The 18,406-nt window shown below is 55.2% G+C and carries 16 protein-coding genes; 11 read left to right on the top strand and 5 right to left on the bottom strand.

Going from position 1 to position 18,406, the window contains the following annotated elements; all coding sequences use genetic code 11:
* Positions 1 to 92: 92 nt before the first annotated feature.
* Genes tauA through tauD form a run of 4 tightly spaced genes read left to right on the top strand, consistent with a single transcriptional unit; the run spans position 93 to position 3,505 of the window.
* Entirely contained in the window at positions 93 to 1,055 is a 963-nt protein-coding gene (gene tauA / locus SK54_RS18855; protein WP_017383142.1) for a taurine ABC transporter substrate-binding protein, read from the top strand.
* A 10-nt stretch (positions 1,056 to 1,065) separates the two neighbouring features.
* Positions 1,066 to 1,833, top strand: a complete 768-nt coding sequence (gene tauB / locus SK54_RS18850; RefSeq protein WP_017383143.1) for a taurine ABC transporter ATP-binding subunit — start codon at positions 1,066 to 1,068, stop codon at positions 1,831 to 1,833.
* Positions 1,830 to 2,657, top strand: coding sequence for a taurine ABC transporter permease TauC (gene tauC, locus SK54_RS18845; RefSeq protein WP_023296000.1), 828 nt, complete (start codon positions 1,830 to 1,832; stop codon positions 2,655 to 2,657). The genes tauB and tauC overlap by 4 nt, the downstream gene beginning before the upstream one ends.
* Positions 2,654 to 3,505 carry a taurine dioxygenase gene (gene tauD, locus SK54_RS18840; protein WP_017694443.1) on the top strand — a complete coding sequence of 284 codons (852 nt, stop codon included), beginning with the start codon at positions 2,654 to 2,656 and terminating at the stop codon, positions 3,503 to 3,505. Before tauC ends, tauD begins: the two co-directional genes overlap by 4 nt.
* A 79-nt stretch (positions 3,506 to 3,584) precedes the next feature.
* On the opposite strand, the gene SK54_RS18835 is transcribed toward tauD, so the two are convergent.
* Complete coding sequence (locus SK54_RS18835) at positions 3,585 to 5,285, bottom strand: bifunctional ornithine lipid synthase OlsF (protein ID WP_047637572.1); 1,701 nt, start codon at positions 5,283 to 5,285, stop codon at positions 3,585 to 3,587.
* 128 nt (positions 5,286 to 5,413) lie between these two features.
* Positions 5,414 to 6,388, bottom strand: a complete 975-nt coding sequence (gene hemB, locus SK54_RS18830) for a porphobilinogen synthase (RefSeq protein ID WP_015571323.1) — start codon at positions 6,386 to 6,388, stop codon at positions 5,414 to 5,416.
* A gap of 452 nt (positions 6,389 to 6,840) precedes the next feature.
* Between hemB and SK54_RS18825 the strand changes: the two genes are divergently transcribed.
* Together SK54_RS18825 and SK54_RS18820 are read left to right on the top strand one after the other, a co-directional pair.
* On the top strand, positions 6,841 to 9,615 hold the full coding sequence (locus SK54_RS18825; RefSeq protein WP_032652677.1) for an autotransporter outer membrane beta-barrel domain-containing protein: 2,775 nt from the start codon (positions 6,841 to 6,843) through the stop codon (positions 9,613 to 9,615).
* 89 nt (positions 9,616 to 9,704) lie between these two features.
* Positions 9,705 to 10,331 carry a helix-turn-helix domain-containing protein gene (locus tag SK54_RS18820; protein WP_015571320.1) on the top strand — a complete coding sequence of 209 codons (627 nt, stop codon included), beginning with the start codon at positions 9,705 to 9,707 and terminating at the stop codon, positions 10,329 to 10,331.
* Positions 10,332 to 10,333: 2 nt separating this feature from the next.
* Here the strand turns inward: SK54_RS18820 and ampH are convergent, their stop codons facing one another.
* Positions 10,334 to 11,494 carry a D-alanyl-D-alanine-carboxypeptidase/endopeptidase AmpH gene (gene ampH, locus SK54_RS18815; protein ID WP_003859164.1) on the bottom strand — a complete coding sequence of 387 codons (1,161 nt, stop codon included), beginning with the start codon at positions 11,492 to 11,494 and terminating at the stop codon, positions 10,334 to 10,336.
* Positions 11,495 to 11,845: 351 nt separating this feature from the next.
* Between ampH and sbmA the strand changes: the two genes are divergently transcribed.
* Positions 11,846 to 13,066 (top strand): peptide antibiotic transporter SbmA, encoded by a 1,221-nt coding sequence (gene sbmA / locus SK54_RS18810; RefSeq protein ID WP_003859162.1) that lies wholly within the window; start codon positions 11,846 to 11,848, stop codon positions 13,064 to 13,066.
* A gap of 12 nt (positions 13,067 to 13,078) precedes the next feature.
* A complete protein-coding gene (locus SK54_RS18805) occupies positions 13,079 to 14,176 on the top strand; it encodes a DUF1615 domain-containing protein (RefSeq protein ID WP_017383149.1) in 1,098 nt (365 codons plus the stop codon).
* On the opposite strand, the gene SK54_RS18800 is transcribed toward SK54_RS18805, so the two are convergent.
* On the bottom strand, positions 14,177 to 14,479 hold the full coding sequence (locus SK54_RS18800; protein ID WP_003859159.1) for a DUF2755 family protein: 303 nt from the start codon (positions 14,477 to 14,479) through the stop codon (positions 14,177 to 14,179).
* A gap of 248 nt (positions 14,480 to 14,727) precedes the next feature.
* Between SK54_RS18800 and SK54_RS18795 the strand changes: the two genes are divergently transcribed.
* Positions 14,728 to 14,949 carry a DUF2754 domain-containing protein gene (locus SK54_RS18795; RefSeq protein ID WP_015571318.1) on the top strand — a complete coding sequence of 74 codons (222 nt, stop codon included), beginning with the start codon at positions 14,728 to 14,730 and terminating at the stop codon, positions 14,947 to 14,949.
* A 3-nt stretch (positions 14,950 to 14,952) separates the two neighbouring features.
* Here the strand turns inward: SK54_RS18795 and ddlA are convergent, their stop codons facing one another.
* Positions 14,953 to 16,050 carry a D-alanine--D-alanine ligase gene (gene ddlA / locus SK54_RS18790; protein WP_017383150.1) on the bottom strand — a complete coding sequence of 366 codons (1,098 nt, stop codon included), beginning with the start codon at positions 16,048 to 16,050 and terminating at the stop codon, positions 14,953 to 14,955.
* Between the two features lie 103 nt (positions 16,051 to 16,153).
* Between ddlA and SK54_RS18785 the strand changes: the two genes are divergently transcribed.
* Both SK54_RS18785 and SK54_RS18780 read left to right on the top strand, forming a co-directional pair.
* Positions 16,154 to 16,837, top strand: a complete 684-nt coding sequence (locus SK54_RS18785; protein ID WP_017383151.1) for an extensin-like domain-containing protein — start codon at positions 16,154 to 16,156, stop codon at positions 16,835 to 16,837.
* Between the two features lie 169 nt (positions 16,838 to 17,006).
* On the top strand, positions 17,007 to 18,221 hold the full coding sequence (locus SK54_RS18780; RefSeq protein WP_015571317.1) for a multidrug efflux MFS transporter: 1,215 nt from the start codon (positions 17,007 to 17,009) through the stop codon (positions 18,219 to 18,221).
* Positions 18,222 to 18,406 lie beyond the last annotated feature (185 nt).

Raw genomic sequence — 18,406 nt, 5'->3', positions numbered from 1 at the left:
AACGAATCGTCATTAGCGATTCTTTTTTATTCCTTTATCAAAATTCTCGCGCCGGAAATACTGCCCTCATAACAACAAGAGGAGCAGACATTATGGCAATTTCATCGCGGATCACACTTCTCGGCGCACTGGCGCTGTGGGCATTTCAGGCGCAGGCGGTGGACGTCACCGTCGCGTATCAGACTTCCGCTGAGCCGGCGAAAGTTGCGCAGGCGGACAACACCTTTGCCAAAGCGAGCGGGGCGAACGTCGACTGGCGCAAGTTCGACAGCGGCGCGGCGATTGTGCGGGCGTTAGCCTCGGGCGACGTGCAGATTGGCAACCTGGGCTCCAGCCCGCTGGCGGTGGCCGCCAGCCAGCAGGTGCCGATTGAAGTCTTCCTGCTGGCGTCGCAGCTCGGAAATTCCGAAGCGCTGGTGGTGAAGAAAAGCATCACGAAACCCGAAGATTTGATCGGCAAACGCATCGCGGTGCCGTTTATCTCCACCACGCATTACAGCCTGCTGGCAGCGCTGAAACACTGGGGCATTAAGCCGGGCCAGGTGCAGATCATTAACCTGCAACCTCCGGCGATTATTGCCGCCTGGCAGCGTGGCGACATCGACGGAGCATACGTCTGGGCGCCCGCCGTCAACGAGCTGGAAAAAGAGGGCACCGTGCTGACCGACTCCGAAAAAGTGGGGCAGTGGGGCGCGCCAACCCTTGACGTCTGGGTCGTACGGAAGGACTTTGCCGAGAAACACCCTGAAGTGGTGAAAGCCTTCGCCAAAAGCGCCATCGACGCACAGCAGCCATACATCAGCAACCCGGATGAATGGCTGAAACATCCCGCCAACCTGGAGAAGCTCTCACGTCTGAGCGGCGTGCCGGAAGCTGACGTGCCGGGGCTGGTAAAAGGCAACACCTATCTGACGCCTGCGCAGCAGGTCCAGCAGTTGAACGGGCCGGTGAGCAAAGCGATTGTCGACACTGCCACGTTCCTGAAAGAGCAGGGCAAAGTGCCTGCGGTGGCGGCGGATTACAGCCAGTTCGTGACCGATCGCTTTGTGAAATAAGGGAGCTGCAATGCTGAACATTACAAACCTGTCTGCCGATTACGGCGGCAAACCCGCCCTGGAAGAGATCAACCTGACGCTGGACAGCGGTGAACTGCTGGTGGTGCTAGGGCCGTCCGGCTGCGGGAAAACGACGCTGCTGAACCTGATCGCCGGGTTTGTACCGTATCAGCACGGCACGATCCAGCTGGAAGGAAAACGGGTAACGGGGCCGGGCGCAGAGCGCGGCGTGGTCTTTCAGAATGAAGGATTACTCCCGTGGCGAAACGTTCAGGAAAACGTTGCGTTTGGTCTGCAACTGGCCGGTGTAGCGCGTGAACAGCGCCTGAGTACGGCGCGCGATATGCTGAAAAAGGTCGGGCTGGAGGGGGCTGAAAAACGCTTTATCTGGCAGCTTTCAGGTGGGCAGCGTCAGCGCGTCGGGATCGCCCGCGCGCTGGCGGCTAACCCACAGCTGCTGTTGCTGGACGAACCTTTCGGGGCGCTGGATGCCTTCACCCGCGAGCAGATGCAAACCCTGCTGCTGCGCCTGTGGCACGAAACCGGCAAGCAGGTGCTGTTAATCACCCACGATATCGAAGAGGCCGTGTTTATGGCGACGGAGCTGGTGCTGCTCTCACCGGGGCCGGGCCGCGTGCTGGAGCGCCTGCCGCTTGAGTTTGCCCGCCGCTATGTGGCGGGAGAGCCGGTACGCAGCATCAAATCCGATCCGCTGTTTATTGAACAGCGTGAATACGTCTTAAGCCGCGTGTTTGAGCAACGGGAGGCGTTCTCATGAGCATTGTTTTCAGTGAAAAAACGCGGCGGACGCGCCTTGCCTTACGCTGGCCGTTCTCTCGCCAGCTCACCTTAAGCCTCAGCACGCTGGTGGTGGTGCTGGCGGTATGGTGGGCGGTTGCCGCGCAGCAGTGGGTCAGCCCGCTGTTTCTGCCCCCGCCAGGCCAGGTTCTGGAAAAACTGATTACTATCGCCGGGCCGCAGGGCTTTATGGATGCCACGCTCTGGCAGCATTTAGGCGCCAGTCTGATGCGTATTCTGGTGGCGCTGCTGGCGGCGGTCATTATTGGCGTTCCGGTGGGGATCGCGATGGGACTGAGCCCGACGGTACGCGGCATTCTCGACCCGCTGATAGAGCTTTACCGTCCCGTCCCGCCGCTGGCTTACCTGCCCCTGATGGTGATCTGGTTTGGCATCGGCGAGACGTCAAAGATCTTACTGATATACCTGGCGATATTTGCGCCGGTAGCCATGTCGGCCCTGGCTGGCGTAAAAAGTGCGCAGCAGGTACGCATACGTGCGGCGCAGTCGCTCGGCGCCAGCCGCGCGCAGATACTGCTGTTCGTCATTTTACCAGGCGCGCTGCCGGAGATACTGACCGGGCTGCGCATCGGCCTTGGGGTGGGCTGGTCTACGCTGGTGGCGGCAGAGCTGATAGCCGCCACGCGCGGCCTTGGGTTTATGGTGCAGTCGGCGGGAGAGTTCCTGGCGACTGACGTGGTACTGGCAGGGATCGCGGTGATCGCCGCGATTGCCTTTGGATTAGAACTGGGACTGCGCGCGCTACAGCGTCGCCTGACGCCCTGGCATGGAGAAATACAATGAGTGAACGACTGACCATTACCCCGCTGGGGCCATATATTGGCGCGCAGGTGTCGGGCCTGGACGTAACCCGTCCGCTGAGCGATAACCAGTTTGAGCAGCTGTACCACGCGGTGCTGCGTCATCAGGTGGTATTCCTGCGTGAACAGGCCATTACCCCGCAGCAGCAGCGCGCGCTGGCCCTGCGTTTTGGCGACCTGCATATCCACCCGGTCTACCCGCATGCGGAAGGGGTGGAGGAAATTATCGTGCTGGACACCCATAACGATAACCCGCCCGATAATGACAACTGGCACACGGACGTTACCTTTATCGACACACCGCCAGCCGGGGCGATTCTGGCAGCAAAACAGCTGCCGGAAACGGGTGGGGATACGCTGTGGGCCAGCGGGATTGCCGCGTTTGAGGCGCTCTCCGCGCCGCTCCAGACTCTGCTGAGCGGCCTGCGGGCGGAGCATGACTTCAAAAAATCGTTCCCGGAGTACAAGTACCGCAAAAGCGAAGAGGAGCACCAGCGCTGGCTGGATGCGGTCGCAAAACATCCCCCGCTGCTGCACCCGGTGGTGCGTACCCATCCGGTGACCGGAAAGCAGGCGCTGTTTGTGAATGAAGGGTTTACCACGCGCATCGTGGACGTAGCGGAAAAAGAGAGTGAGGCGCTGCTCGGCTTCCTGTTCGCGCACATCACCAAACCGGAGTTCCAGGTGCGCTGGCGCTGGCAGGAGAACGATCTGGCGATCTGGGATAACCGCGTCACGCAGCATTACGCCAATGCGGATTACCTGCCGCAGCGAAGGATTATGCAGCGGGCGACGATCCTGGGGGATAAGCCGTTTTACCGTGCGCCTTGATTGCCGGGTGGCGGCGTTGCCTTACCCGGCCTACGTTTAATTGTAGGCCCGGTAAGCGCAGCGCCACCGGGCAACGGAGCTAGAGGTGTGCTTCTATATACCGCTGATAGCGGTTTGCCTTCAGATAACACAGATCCACCAGCACCAGCCCGTCGATACAGTTATTGAACGCCGGATCGCTGCCGAAATCGATAAACTGCACGCCGCCGGGTTCGCATAGCTCGGAATACTGTTTGTAGAGCGGCGGGATGCCGCAACCCAGGTTGCCGAGCAGGGATTTCAGCTTTGTCAGGTCATCCACGTAATCCACTCCGCCAAACTGTGCCAGCACGTCCGGAAGTGAGGCCGGGTAGGGTTGACGCGAGGCGGCTAAGGGATGGCTGGCCGGAAACCAGAGACGATAAAACGCCACCAGCAGATCCCGTGCAGCTGGCGGTAAGCCGCCGGAGATGGACACCGGACCAAACAGGTAACGGTAATGGGGATAGCGTGCCAGATAGGCGCCAATGCCTGACCACAGATAGTCCAGACCGCGACGCCCCCAGTAGCGCGGCTGTATAAAGCTGCGCCCCAGCTCAATACCGTGCTCAAGTATGTCCTGCATTTTTTCGTCGTAGTGGAACAGGCTGTAGCTGTACAACCCCTCGACGCCGCGCTTTTCCACCTGCATGGCCGTTGGCATAAAGCGGTACGCGCCGACAATCTCCAGGTCATCGTCATCCCACAGAATAAGGTGCAGATAGTCATCATCGTAGCTGTCGGTATCCCGGCGCTTCCCGCTGCCTTCCTCCACGGCACGAAAGGCAATCTCGCGCAGCCGCCCCAGCTCGCGCAGCAGAGGCGCCTCTTCCTGCCCGTTGCGCTGCCAAAGATAGATGGCCTTACCATCGCTGGTTTTGCCCAGACACTCGGCCTGCGCCAGTTCGCGCTTGAGCGTCGCCCTGTCTTCCGGGCGGGCAATGGCGCACTGGGTTTTAAAGACGCCAGGCAATCCCTTGCCAAGACGTATCACGTGCTGACGACACTGCTCGGCCATCTCACGCGATGAAAGGGTAGAACTAAACCGCTCATTCCAGGCAATCTGCTGGCCGATTTTGATCGGCAGCTGACTGTGACGGCGGCGAAACATCTGTTGCATCAGCAGCAGCATGGATACCGTTGGCGAGACCAGCGTGCTGGCATAAAACAGCAGGCTGTTGTGCGCCTGGATATGTACCGGGAGTAGCGGCACCCGTAGTTTGCCGGCCAGCTTGATAAAGCCCGGATGCCATTTTTTATCGCGGATGCCTTTGCGCGTTGGGCGGGAAACTTCGCCCGCCGGAAAGAAGATCAGCACGCCGGCGTTTTGCAGGTGCTGCTCCATCTGTATCAGCGAGGCTTTTGCGGTTCTGCCGCCCATATTATCCACGGGAATAAATAATGAACTGAGGGGCTCAAGGTGGGACAGCATCCTGTTGGTAACAACCCTCACGTCGCGTCGCACGCGGGAAACGGCATACAGCAGCGCCAGCCCATCCAGGGTGCCGGTCGGGTGGTTCGCTATCACAATGAGTGGGCCGTGTTCGGGGATTTGTTCGAGGTCGCGGGCGGAAACGGAGCAGTGAATATCAAGGTGTTCCAGAACCTGCTCCACCATATCCAGCCCTTTCAGGTGACGGTGGCTGGCGGCAAACTGCTGAAATTCGTCTTCGTGAAGCAGTCTTTTTAACAGACTTTTTTGCCAGGGTGCGGGCCTCGCCTGAGGCCAAAGGTCATCAAGAACGCTGTCGAGACTAAACATTGATCACTCCTCCTGCCGTCTTGCCCAGACAGTAGAAGGAGGAGATGTCGTTTGTATTGCAGTTTGGTGAAGATTAGCGCAGAGAGCAGGCCGGGTAAGGCGAAGTCGTTACCCGGCGCTAAAGCGGATTAACGCAGAATTTTCTTCTCAGCCAGATCCAGCGCGAAATAGCTGAAGATCAGATCCGCGCCCGCGCGTTTGATCGCCCCCAGGCTTTCGAGGATCACTTTCTCTTCGTCGATGGCACCCGCCTGCGCGGCGAATTTGATCATCGCGTACTCGCCGCTCACCTGGTAGGCGCCCAGCGGCAGTTCGGTGCGTTCGCGAATGTCGCGCAGGATATCCAGGTATGCGCCAGCCGGTTTCACCATCAGGCAGTCAGCGCCCTGGGCTTCATCCAGCAGAGACTCACGAATCGCTTCGCGGCGGTTCAGCGGGTTCATCTGATAGGTTTTACGATCGCCTTTCAGCGCCGTGCCGGCTGCTTCACGGAACGGGCCGTAGAAAGAGGAGGCAAATTTGGTGGAATAGGACATGATGGCGGTGTCGGTGAAGCCCGCAGCGTCCAGCGCCTGACGGATCGCCTGTACCTGCCCATCCATTGCCGCAGAAGGCGCAATGAAATCCGCACCCGCAGCGGCGGCAACTACCGCCTGCTTGCCCAGATTCAGCAGGGTCGCATCGTTGTCCACGCCGTGATCGCACAGCACACCACAGTGGCCATGAGAGGTGTATTCGCAGAAGCAGGTATCGGACATGACGATCATCTCCGGCACACTCTCTTTGCAGATGCGCGACATACGTGCGACGAGGCCGTCTTCTTTCCAGGCATCGCTGCCGGTCGCGTCAGTGTGGTGGGAGATACCGAACGTCATTACCGAGCGGATGCCCGCATTCGCAATGCGTTCGATCTCGCGGGCCAGATGCTTTTCAGGAATGCGCATCACGCCCGGCATCGCGTCGATGGCTTTGTAGTCATCGATCTCTTCTTCAACAAAAATCGGCAACACCAGATCGTTTAAGGTCAGTGTTGTCTCTTCAAACATGGCGCGCAGTGCGGGAGACTTGCGCAGGCGACGGGGACGTGCAATTAAATCGGTCATGGTATGCCTGATGTTTGTGGAACAAAGAGGTATAGTGTACCTGAAAGCAGGGAGCGGTGTTTTACTAAAGTTGTCTTTTAGATTTTCGAAATCGACTAATATTCGCTGTATGTATTTTGTCTATATTATAAAGCTTATTCTGGTGTTCAGTGTGGTATGTAATATTGGTGAGGTTTCTATATTGGTTCGGGATTATAAATATAAATGATTTATTGCTTTTTATTATATGTGCCGAAGCAACTAAAGTAGTTTGCAATCAGTTGAATTTATAATATTTATTCATAATGATTGATATTGTCCTGGGTTTACAAGCTTATTTGTCTGAATACGGACTTAATGGAATCATTCATTGAACCTTTTCGAAGTGAAACTGCATAATTCCTTCCGCAATTTAATGTTGCCAAATGATTTGATGGACAAACTTGCTTACGTCCCTGAGGAGGGATGACCCAATGCAAACATGGAAAAAGAAACTGGTTGTATCACAACTTGCATTAGCCTGCACACTGGCTATCGCTTCTCAGGCCAATGCGAAAGATATATCCGGCACAACATATAATACTTTTGGCTATGACAATACCGCGTCCACGCCCTGGTATTATGGTTATGCTGACTGGGATTATTCAGATGCCACACATGATGGTGACATTTATCCAGTCATCAATAAATCAACCGTAAACGGAGTTATTTCGACATACTATCTGGATGATGGTGTCAATGGCCGTGCGAACGCGTTGAGTATTTCTAACAGCACCATTAACGGCATGATCACGTCAGAGTGTATGACCACGACGTGTGCAGATGGCGTGGATACTGATGGTACCACTCATACCCAGTATGATCGTTTTAGCCTGACTGTTGATAACTCCACCATCAACGATACCTACGAGCATTACGCCTACGATGTCGTCAATGGTGAAACCACTGAAACGCATTATCTGGACACCTATGGTCTGGGTAACGCGATCACGCTGGACGTTGAATCTGATATCGTTATTCAGAACAACTCCCATATCGCGGGCATCACGCTGACGCAGGGTTATCAGGAGCTGGATAACACGCCATACGACGGTGTTGAAGGCGTTGCTAACAGCAGCAATATTTTTACCGATACGCTGGTGGTGAAAGATTCTGTGCTGACCTCTGGTGCGTACAGCGATCTGGGTACCAGTGGCTTCTACGGTCAAACGGCGAAGCCGAGCGACTACGGTGAAACCAACGCCACGGCTGCGGATGATGCGGCGCTGATCGTTGTTGCTGGCGCGTCTGATAACGCTATGCAGACCACCGCTACCTTCGATCACTCTACCATTACCGGCGACATCCTTTTCGCCAGCACCTTTGATAACAACTTCTACGAGAATGGCGATCCGGCAACGGATACCACCGATGACGGCGTCTATAACCCAACTACCAACGGCTGGGATGATACCGACAAGCTGGATGTCACGCTGACCAACGGCAGTAAATGGGTTGGCGCCGCGCAGTCCAGCGTTGAAGCCATCGGCACGGCGCAGATGTATGGTGAAGGCTACAGCGATGTAGACTGGCACACGCTTTCTCCAAACAGCATCTGGCCTGATTCTACCTTTGACAGCAACGGTCATGTTGCAGGTGAAGAAGTTTATCAGAGCGGCCTGTTCAACGTGGCGCTGGATAACGGTTCCGAGTGGGATACCCGTAAGATCTCCAACATCGACGCGCTGACGGTGAACAACCAGTCTCAGGTCAATGTTGAAAACTCCGGCCTGCTGGCAGATTCCATCACCCTGACCAATGCGTCTAGCCTGAATATTGGCGACAGCGGTGGTGTGGCTACCGACAGCCTGTATCTGGATAGCTACAGCCGTGCTGCACTCACTGAAGAGACAGCTGAGCTGTATGCCAACACCATTACCGTGGACAACGGTGCAGAGCTGGCGCTGGGTCTGGGTCAGGTTGATACGCACAATATGGTGCTGACCGATGGCGGTGTGCTTAACGTTGCCAGCCGTGATTATGTGCTGAACAGCGACCTGAACAACGCACGCTATATCACCAACGATCGCTCTAAAGCGGACTACGACTATGGTGTTGTCGCGCTGAACTCTGACGGCCATCTGGCGGTGAACGGTGACGTTGCCGGTAACTATAAAGTGCGCATCGACGATGCGACCGGCGCAGGCTCCGTAGCTGACTACGAAAACAAAGAGATCGTTCGCGTCTATGACAATAACGCGGATACCGCTGCCAGCTTTACTGCGGCAAACAAAGCTGATTTAGGTGCTTACACCTATCAGGCGCAGCAGAAGGGCGACACCGTTGTTCTCCAGCAGGAAGAGTTGACTGACTACGCCAACATGGCGCTGAGCATTCCTTCTGCTAATACCAACATCTGGAATCTGCAACAGGATACCGTGGGTACCCGTCTGACCAACAGCCGTCATGGCCTGGCAGATAACGGCGGCGCATGGGTGAGCTATTTCGGCGGCAACTTTGACGCGGATAATGGCACCGTTAGCTACGATCAGGACGTAAGCGGCATTATGGTAGGTCTGGATACTCAGATCGACGGTAATAACGCGAAGTGGATTGTCGGTGGTGCGGCTGGTTTCGCGAAGGGTGATATCAGCGATCGTACTGGTCAGGTCGATCAGGACAGCCAGACTGCGATGATCTACGCGTCGGCGAAGTTCATGAACGACATCTTCCTCGACAGCTCCCTGAGCTATACCCGCTTCAACAACGACCTCTCTGCTACCATGAGCAACGGTCAGTATGTTGACGGTAATACCACGACTGACGCCGTTGGTTTCGGGATGAAACTGGGCTATGACTGGAAACCAAACCTGTCTGGCTACGTCACGCCTTACGCGGCGATCTCTGGCCTGTTCCAGTCCGGTGATGACTACCAGCTAAGCAACGACATGCGTATCGATGGTCAGTCTTACGACAGTATGCGTTATGAACTCGGCGTGGATGCAGGTTATACCTTCAACTACGGCGGCGAGCAGGCATTAACGCCTTACTTCAAACTGGCTTACGTGTATGACGATGCCGACAACAATGCTGATATCAACAATGACAGCATTGATAACGGCGTGGAAGGCTCTGCGGTTCGCGTGGGACTGGGCACTCAGTTCAGCTTCACGAAAAACTTCAGTGCTTACACTGATGCGACTTATCTGGGCGGCGGCGACGTTGACCAGAACTGGGGAGCAAACCTGGGTGTGAAATACACCTGGTAATATAGAAAGCGCGGGGGATTTTTCCCCCGCTTTTTTATGTGTTTTAAAAATTATAAAGAACCGACATATACAGATGACTTGAGGTATGCATGAACGTTAATGCGAAGCCACTTTCTGAATTAAGCCGGCTCATAAAGTGTCTGGAAGTCGCCGGTACCCCATTTAAGATCGAACCACAACAATTAATAACTACCGGCAATAATGATGATGAACCATTGACCGTTGTCATACAATCCGGCCTGACGGCCGTCCACCGTAAATCAGACGAATTACTTATGGGTATTGCGCGGGCACCGTATATCCACGGTTTAAGCGCATGGATAAATGAAAACTATCTTGAATATTCTTTGATGGCACAGACGCCTTGTACCGGATTTTATTTACCGGCATCTGACGCGTACCAGCTTATTCAGGACGCGCAACTTTGGCAAGAGGCTTTCTGCTGGCTGTCATGGCTTAACCATTTATTGGGAAAACGTGACATGCAGTTGGTCGGAAATAATTCCTATAGCCAAATCCGGGCGATGCTGATCAATATGGCCGAGTGGGATGACACGCTACGTTCAAAAATTGGTGTTATGAATCATATTCAGCGTAGCACTCGTATTTCTCGTTCGGTCGTTGCTGAGGTTCTGGCGGCGCTGCGGCAGGGGAACTACATCAATATGAGCCGGGGCAAACTGATCAGTATCAACCGTTTGCCCACGGACTATTGAGATCAGTTAGAGGCCGTAAGCACCTGCGCTTTATTGGCGCTCAGCTCGGCCACCAGATTATTTACGCCATCACTCATATTCACGAAGCGTGTATTTGGCGACCGGGTGACCACCACAAAAGCGCCTACGTTTGATTGCGGAATCATCGCCATGTAGGTGATGAATCCGCCACCTCCACCGGTTTTTTGAATAATCCCCGGTCGGCCATCTTTTGGCGCCATATACACCCAGCCCATGCCGAGGGCATCGGCTTTACCTGGAACATCCATGCCAATGACGCGTCGTAGCTGAGCACGCTGGTAGATGAGCGTCTGCATTCGGTCGGCCTGATTGCTGCGCGCGTAAAAATCCGATGAGAGGAACTGCTGCATCCAGCGCATCATGTCGCCAGGCGTAGAGTAAACGCCACCGCTGCCAATGGCGGCCAGCGTGTTATTGCACGGGCTGGCCCCTTTTTCCGCCACCATCAGACGCTTGCACTGGTCCGGGGAGGGGGTGTACGTGGTATCTTTCATCCCGAGCGGACGCGTGATCTGCTCTTCAAACAGTTGAGGGTAGGGCTTACCCGACGCCGTCGCTAAAGCGTCGGCCAGCAGATCAAACGCCAGGTTAGAATAGCCGGCCTGCGAGCCCGGGGCCGATTTCAGGGTTGCTGTGCTCAGGTAGTTCCAGCGTTGCTCGCGGGTTGGCCAGACAAAGACAGGGCGATGCGCAGCGCCACCGGGCTGTTCTCGCGGCAGGGCGCTGGTATGGGTCGCCAGATTCACCAGTCTGATCGGCGTTCCCTGATATGTCGGAACGCGAGCGCCGGGCGGTGCATATTTGCTGAGCGGATCGTCGAGTTTCACCACGCCCTGATCGAGCAGTTTCACCAGCATTTCGCTGGTCATCAGCTTGGTTATTGATGCGACACGGATAACGGAATCCAGCTGCGGACGAACGTTATTTCCCGGTCGTGTTTCACCGAAGCTGCGAAACACCCGCTGGTTACCGTCGATCACGACCAGCGCCATTCCCGTCGCACCGCTGCCGTAATAAATAAGGTTCGCGTAGCGATCGGCAATGTCAGAGGCCAGAACCGGGGCCGTCAGAGGCTGTGCTGCCTGGGCGGTGGACAGGCTCACCGCACACAGCGCGGCGATAGAGAGCAGACAACGTTTCAACGAAAAGCATCCATCAAGTGAATAAGGAAAGTTACGGGTAGTTATACTACTAATCGGCGTCGGGCAATGGCCCGATTTGCATAACGATAGCGAGAAAAACGTAACCGTGGGTAAATTTGAACAATTTACTTGCGGCGTGGCTCCCATTTTGTGACATCGACCGTATGATAGACCCTACGATCGCTGTTGCGAATGAAACGCACCGAAACAATTCCTGAAAACTGTGAAGCGAACTAATAATTCACCCGCAGGTCTCACTTTTTTGCCTGAGCCGGGAGGCTGGCACAGGCAAGGTTTCGTGTGGCGATATGTTGAACACAGCAACAGCCATAACAACAAGAAGGAAGCACAATGTTTAAGTCTTTTTTCCCAAAGCCGGGGCCCTTTTTCCTGTCGGCATTTATTTGGGCACTGCTGGCTGTCATTTTCTGGCAGGCCGGTGGCGGCGCGTGGCTGACCCGTCTTACGGGGGCAACGGGCGACATTCCCATTAGCGCAGCGCGCTTCTGGTCCATGAGCTATCTGCTTTTCTACGCTTATTACGTGCTCTGCGTAGGGCTTTTCGCCATGTTCTGGTTCGTCTATTCTCCTCACCGCTGGCAATACTGGTCGATTCTCGGCACGTCGTTAATCATCTTTGTCACCTGGTTCCTGGTGGAAGTGGGCGTAGCGGTCAATGCCTGGTATGCGCCGTTTTACGATCTGATCCAGACGGCGCTGAGTTCGCCGCATAAAGTGACCATTAACCAGTTCTACCATGAGGTGGGGATCTTCCTCGGCATCGCCCTCATCGCCGTGGTGATTGGCGTGATGAATAACTTTTTCGTCAGCCACTATGTATTCCGCTGGCGTACCGCGATGAACGAACACTATATGGCGCACTGGCAGCACCTGCGGCATATCGAAGGTGCCGCACAGCGTGTGCAGGAAGACACCATGCGTTTTGCCTCTACTCTGGAAGATATGGGCGTGAGCTTTATCAACGCCATCATGACGCTGATCGCCTTCCTGCCGGTGCTGGTGACGCTCTCGTCGCACGTTCCGGAGCTGCCGATTGTCGGCCATCTGCCATACGGCCTGGTGATTGCTGCGATTGTCTGGTCGCTGATGGGAACGGGGCTGCTGGCGGTGGTGGGGATCAAGCTGCCGGGGCTGGAGTTTAAAAACCAGCGCGTGGAAGCGGCCTACCGTAAAGAACTGGTGTATGGCGAAGACGATGCCAACCGTGCGTCACCGCCTACCGTGCGTGAGCTGTTCGGCGCCGTACGTCGTAACTATTTCCGCCTCTATTTCCATTACATGTATTTCAATATCGCGCGCATTCTTTATCTTCAGGTTGATAACGTTTTCGGGTTGTTCCTGCTGTTCCCGTCCATCGTTGCGGGTACGATTACGCTCGGTCTGATGACCCAAATCACCAACGTCTTTGGTCAGGTTCGCGGTTCGTTCCAGTATCTGATCAGCTCCTGGACTACGCTGGTGGAGCTGATGTCCATCTACAAACGTTTACGCAGTTTCGAGCGTGAGCTGGACGATAAGGACGTGCAGGAAGTCACCCATACATTAGGTTAAAAAGGAATTGCTATGCCATTTGCCGTACCACGTGCATTACCGCTGACGTTACTCGCCGCTTTTGTGCTGGCAGGCTGTGCCGAAAAAGGGGCTGCCCCGCTCAAAGAAGGGGAGAAGCCCGTTGATGTGGCGAGCGTGGTGCGGCAAAAGATGCCCGCCAGCGTGAAGGATCGCAGTGAGTGGGCTGATGCGCTGGCAGCGACCTTCAAAAGCCAGAAGATCGCGCCTACCGAGGAGAATATCTGCTCGGTGCTCGCGGTGGCGCAGCAGGAATCGATGTATCAGTCAGATCCTGTAGTGCCTGGCCTGAACAAAATCGCCTGGAAGGAGATCGACCGCCGGGCCGAATCGATGCATATACCGGTTTTCCTGGTGCATACCGCCCTTAAAATCACCTCGCCAAACGGTAAAAGCTACAGTGAACGGCTGGATACGGTGAAAACCGAGAAACAGCTTAGCGCCATTTTCGATGATTTCATCAATATGGTGCCGATGGGGCAGAAGCTGTTTGGCTCACTGAATCCGGTGCATACCGGCGGTCCGATGCAGGTCAGTATCGCATTTGCGGAAAAGCATACCGACGGCTATCCGTGGGATATCGACGGTACGGTACGTCAGGAGGTCTTCTCCCTGCGCGGTGGGCTGTGGTTTGGGACGTATCACCTGCTGAATTATCCGGCCAACTACGATAAACCGCTGTATCGCTTTGCCGACTTTAACGCGGGCTGGTATGCCAGCCGAAATGCAGCCTTCCAGAATGCGGTAAGCCGCGCCAGCGGTGTGAAGCTCGCTTTGGACGGCGATCTCATTGCTTACGGCAGCAGTGAGGCCGGGACCACCGAACGTGCGGTGCGAAAACTCTCGACGAAGCTGGAGATGAGCAACAGCGACATTCGCCGACAGCTGGAGAAGGGCGACAGCCTGGCGTTTGAGAAAACGGATCTGTATAAGCAGGTCTTTGCGCTGGCCGAGAAGAAAAGTGGAAAGGCATTACCCAGAGCCATTCTGCCAGGCATTCAGCTGGAAAGCCCGAAGATCACGCGTAACCTGACGACCGCCTGGTTCGCGAAACGCGTTGACGATCGTCGGGCACGCTGTATGGGACTGTAATCAGTGGCGGTTGCGCCAGCGCAGGACAAGGGCAATCACGCCCAGAACCATGCTGCCCGCGAGGAAGGGAATGAGTCCAAATACGGTGCTCACGCCTAAACCGATTTCAACGCGCGGGCGGCCTGTATCCTGCACCTGCATCAGATGCTCATACACGCCAGGGGCATGCACCAGCATATTCAGCAGTTGGGTTCCTGCCCAGAAACAAAACAGAACAAACAGGGCATAGGCAATATTCCCCGCCGTGGAGGTTTTTGGTTGTTTTCCGCCAAAAATCGGTTTCGACAATGTAAAGTCTGCCATAAGACCTCCCGAAAATATCACTCTGTTTTAATACGCGTCGTACAGGGTGAGTGTGACAGGTCATAGCATTTGTCAATATCAGAATCGTGGGAAATTCGGCTCAGGATTTCTCCTGGATTGTCGATTTCTGCATCACGTCACAAATTGATAACATAAGTGAAACTGCGCTGCATTTCAGAATTTACGTATCCGCCACAGACGCCTTTATCAAACTGTGAGAGGATAGTTTTTTTTCTGCCGGAGTTGTCATGAAGCTCACTTCCAAATTACGCCGTGACTGGCATTACTACGCCTTTGCGATCGGGCTGATCTTTATTCTCAACGGTGTTGTCGGGCTGCTGGGATTTGAAGCGAAAGGCTGGCAAACCTATGCGGTTGGGCTGGTAACCTGGGTAATCAGTTTCTGGCTGGCGGGATTTATTATCCGCCGTCGTCCCGATGAGACGACGACGGCAGAGAAAGCTGACTAACCGTTAGTTAACGGAACTTTTCAGGGCGCTGTCAGCGGCGTGACGTTCCAGCGCCAGTTCAATCAGGCGGGTGATCAGTTCCGGATAGCTTATCCCGCTGGCCTGCCACAGCTTCGGGTACATGCTGATATTGGTAAAGCCCGGCAGAGTGTTGATTTCGTTAATCACCACCTCGTTATCCGGCGTCAGAAACACGTCGACGCGCGCCATCCCACAGCATCCCAGCGCCTGATAGGCTTCAACGGCGATCGCCCGGATCTTGTCGTTAACGTCAGGATCGAGCGCGGCGGGAACCACAACCTGGGCACCTTTGTCGTCAATATATTTGGTGTCGTAGGAATAGAAGTCACTGTTCAGTACCACTTCACCACAGGTACTCGCCTGCGGGAAGTCGTTGCCCAGTACGGCGCACTCAATTTCACGACCGTTAATTCCCTGCTCAACCACCACCTTATGGTCAAATTCAAAGGCCAGACGAACGGCATCGTTAAACTGCGCTTCGCTGGTGACTTTGCTGACGCCGACGGACGAGCCCTGATTCGCCGGTTTCACAAACAGCGGCAGGCCGAGTTGCGCCTGGATCTGCGCGAAGCTGTGTTTATCGCGGTTGGCGCGAGTGAGCGTCACGAACGGCGCAATATTCAGACCGGCGTCGCGCAGGAGACGTTTTGTGACGTCTTTATCCATGCAGGCGGCAGAGCCCAGCACATCGGAACCGACAAATGGCAGGTTCGCCATCCGCAACATGCCTTGCAGGGAGCCGTCTTCGCCCAGCGTGCCGTGAACGATAGGGAATACTACGTCAATCTGTGCCAGCGCCTGCGCGTTCCCGGCATCGATAAGCTGTCCCTGTTCCACGCCTGGAACCGTTGCGACGCTGACATCAGAAGGATTAAGGGCAATGTGCGCCGGATCGTCAGCGTGTAACAGATACTGGCTGGCATCGTTAACATGCCACTGGCCCTGTTTATCAATGCCCAGCAGCACCACGTCAAAACGGCTTTTATCAATCGCATCAACGATATTTTTAGCCGATTGCAATGACACCTCGTGCTCTGCCGATTTTCCCCCAAAGACAATACCTACGCGCTGCTTTGCCATCTCACTCTCTTCCAGTCTGACGAAAAGCCCATAACATACCACGATGCCCGGCGGGTTTCGCGGCCTTCTGCCATAATGTTTTGGGGATGCTGAAGGGGGGCGCGTGAAAGGAAAAGGTCTGCTTATTCTTATTGTTATTGCCGGGATCGCCACGGTGGGCTACCGCTGGTTGCCGCCGTATTATAATCCTTTCGTGCCGCTTACGCTTGACGATCCGCCCGGAAAAATAACCCAGTTTAAACTTCGACGTTTAACACCGCAGGCATGCGAAAGCCTGTTAGCGCAGGCGAATCAACGCCAGCTTATCCGTACCCAGGCTGTCGCTGACAGCGCCGGTGAGTGTCCGCTGAGTAACGTGGTGCGCGTGCGCGATTTTGGCCCGGTGAGCCTGAACAGCAGCTTTCTGGCCAGTTGTCCGCTGGCGTTAAGTTCTGCGCTGTTTGTCAGCCAGCAGGCCCGACCGCTCACCAAAACCTGGACCGGAAGCGAGCTTACGCGTATTGAACATCTGGGCAGCTTCGCCTGCCGCAATATCTACAGCCGCCCGGATGCGCGGCGCAGCGAACATGCCACGGCGGATGCGCTGGATATCAGCGCTTTCAGGCTGGCAAATGGACAGCGCGTTACCGTCCTGAACGGCTGGAAAGCGGAAAAGACGCAGCCCTGGCTACAGGCCCTGCTCTCGGCAAGCTGTGGCTATTACGGTAACGGTCTGGGGCCGGACTATAATGCCGCCCATGCCAACCATTTCCATCTGGGGATGCGCGGCTATGGATTATGTCGATGAAGCATAATCTTCCGCCAAAAATTGGATAAATTGTGACTTATTTCACAAATATGATGACTGGGAAGATAAAACACCAAAGTCTGCAAGGCCGCATCTCTGGCGCTATGTCATTGCGCGTAACTTGCTAATCTGTCGGCGAATTCGCCTAAAAATGAAGACTATTTCTGTTATGGAATCCTGGAAAGTTAATCTCATTTCAGTCTGGTTCGGCTGCTTCTTCACCGGACTGGCTATCAGCCAAATATTGCCCTTCCTGCCGCTGTATGTGTCGCAGCTGGGAGTGACTTCCCATGAAGCGCTCTCGATGTGGTCCGGCCTGACGTTCAGCGTGACGTTTCTGGTCTCCGCCATTGTGTCGCCGATGTGGGGCAGCCTGGCGGATCGCAAGGGGCGCAAGTTGATGCTGCTCCGCGCCTCGCTGGGGATGGCGATAGCCATTTTGCTCCAGGCCTTCGCCACCAACGTCTGGCAGCTATTTATTCTGCGGGCGATAATGGGGCTGACCTCCGGTTACATTCCGAATGCCATGGCGCTGGTGGCCTCACAGGTACCGCGTGAGCGAAGCGGCTGGGCGCTCAGCACGCTTTCCACGGCCCAGATCAGCGGGGTCATTGGCGGCCCGCTGCTCGGCGGCTTCCTGGCGGACCATGTCGGGCTGCGTGCGGTCTTTATCATTACCGCGATCCTGCTAACGATCAGCTTTCTGGTCACCCTTTTTCTGATTAAAGAGGGCGGGCGGCCTGTTGTCAGTAAATCCGAACGCCTGAGCGGAAAAGCGGTTTTCGCCTCGCTGCCTTATCCTGGCCTGATGATTAGCCTCTTTGTGACGACGATGGTGATCCAGCTCTGTAACGGTTCGGTAGGGCCGATTCTGGCGCTGTTTATCAAGTCGATGGCGCCGGACAGCAGCAACATTGCTTTTCTGAGCGGGATGATTGCCGCGGTGCCGGGCGTGTCGGCGCTGATGTCTGCTCCGCGTCTGGGGAAACTGGGCGACAGGATCGGTACGGCACGTATTCTGATGGCAACGCTCATCATTGCGGTGATCCTTTTCTTTGCCATGTCATTCGTCACCACACCTCTTCAGCTCGGCATCCTGCGCTTCCTGCTTGGCTTCGCAGATGGCGCCATGCTGCCCGCTGTTCAGACGCTGCTGGTGAAATATTCCAGTGACCAGGTAACCGGCCGCATTTTTGGCTACAACCAGTCGTTCATGTATTTAGGCAACGTAGCAGGCCCGCTTATCGGCGCCTCGGTCTCGGCGATGGCGGGTTTCCGCTGGGTATTTGCCGCGACGGCGGTGGTGGTCCTGCTGAATATTATTCAACTGGCCTTTGCCTTGCGACGCCGCAGGCGAATCGCTGAGGCAAAGTCGGCCCGGTAAACACGATAATATATTATTTATTCTTATGAACGCCGCATTTTTATATAACGAAATGCGGCGCCTTTCTTTCAGGAAAACGTTTCGCTTTCGCGCTGAAATATCTTTTTTGGCAGCGATGTCACTTTTGCATAAGATAAAGCTAATCCATGCTTTTCATTATTCAGAGAGGGTGTTAATTTCAGGGG

The organism is Enterobacter sp. MGH120 (assembly GCF_001037725.1).
GTDB lineage: Bacteria > Pseudomonadota > Gammaproteobacteria > Enterobacterales > Enterobacteriaceae > Enterobacter > Enterobacter hormaechei_C.
Note: the sequence above shows the minus strand (reverse complement) of the source record. Positions and strands in the feature narration are given on the sequence as shown.

What these genes read in the sequence shown, in the direction of transcription:
- tauA (WP_017383142.1), top strand. Translation starts at nt 93, where the DNA reads ATGGCAATTTCATCGCGGATCACACTTCTCGGCGCACTGGCGCTGTGG.
- tauB (WP_017383143.1), top strand. Translation starts at nt 1,066, where the DNA reads ATGCTGAACATTACAAACCTGTCTGCCGATTACGGCGGCAAACCCGCC.
- tauC (WP_023296000.1), top strand. Translation starts at nt 1,830, where the DNA reads ATGAGCATTGTTTTCAGTGAAAAAACGCGGCGGACGCGCCTTGCCTTA.
- tauD (WP_017694443.1), top strand. Translation starts at nt 2,654, where the DNA reads ATGAGTGAACGACTGACCATTACCCCGCTGGGGCCATATATTGGCGCG.
- SK54_RS18835 (WP_047637572.1), bottom strand. Translation starts at nt 5,285, where the DNA reads ATGTTTAGTCTCGACAGCGTTCTTGATGACCTTTGGCCTCAGGCGAGG.
- hemB (WP_015571323.1), bottom strand. Translation starts at nt 6,388, where the DNA reads ATGACCGATTTAATTGCACGTCCCCGTCGCCTGCGCAAGTCTCCCGCA.
- SK54_RS18825 (WP_032652677.1), top strand. Translation starts at nt 6,841, where the DNA reads ATGCAAACATGGAAAAAGAAACTGGTTGTATCACAACTTGCATTAGCC.
- SK54_RS18820 (WP_015571320.1), top strand. Translation starts at nt 9,705, where the DNA reads ATGAACGTTAATGCGAAGCCACTTTCTGAATTAAGCCGGCTCATAAAG.
- sbmA (WP_003859162.1), top strand. Translation starts at nt 11,846, where the DNA reads ATGTTTAAGTCTTTTTTCCCAAAGCCGGGGCCCTTTTTCCTGTCGGCA.
- SK54_RS18805 (WP_017383149.1), top strand. Translation starts at nt 13,079, where the DNA reads ATGCCATTTGCCGTACCACGTGCATTACCGCTGACGTTACTCGCCGCT.
- SK54_RS18800 (WP_003859159.1), bottom strand. Translation starts at nt 14,479, where the DNA reads ATGGCAGACTTTACATTGTCGAAACCGATTTTTGGCGGAAAACAACCA.
- SK54_RS18795 (WP_015571318.1), top strand. Translation starts at nt 14,728, where the DNA reads ATGAAGCTCACTTCCAAATTACGCCGTGACTGGCATTACTACGCCTTT.
- ddlA (WP_017383150.1), bottom strand. Translation starts at nt 16,050, where the DNA reads ATGGCAAAGCAGCGCGTAGGTATTGTCTTTGGGGGAAAATCGGCAGAG.
- SK54_RS18780 (WP_015571317.1), top strand. Translation starts at nt 17,007, where the DNA reads ATGGAATCCTGGAAAGTTAATCTCATTTCAGTCTGGTTCGGCTGCTTC.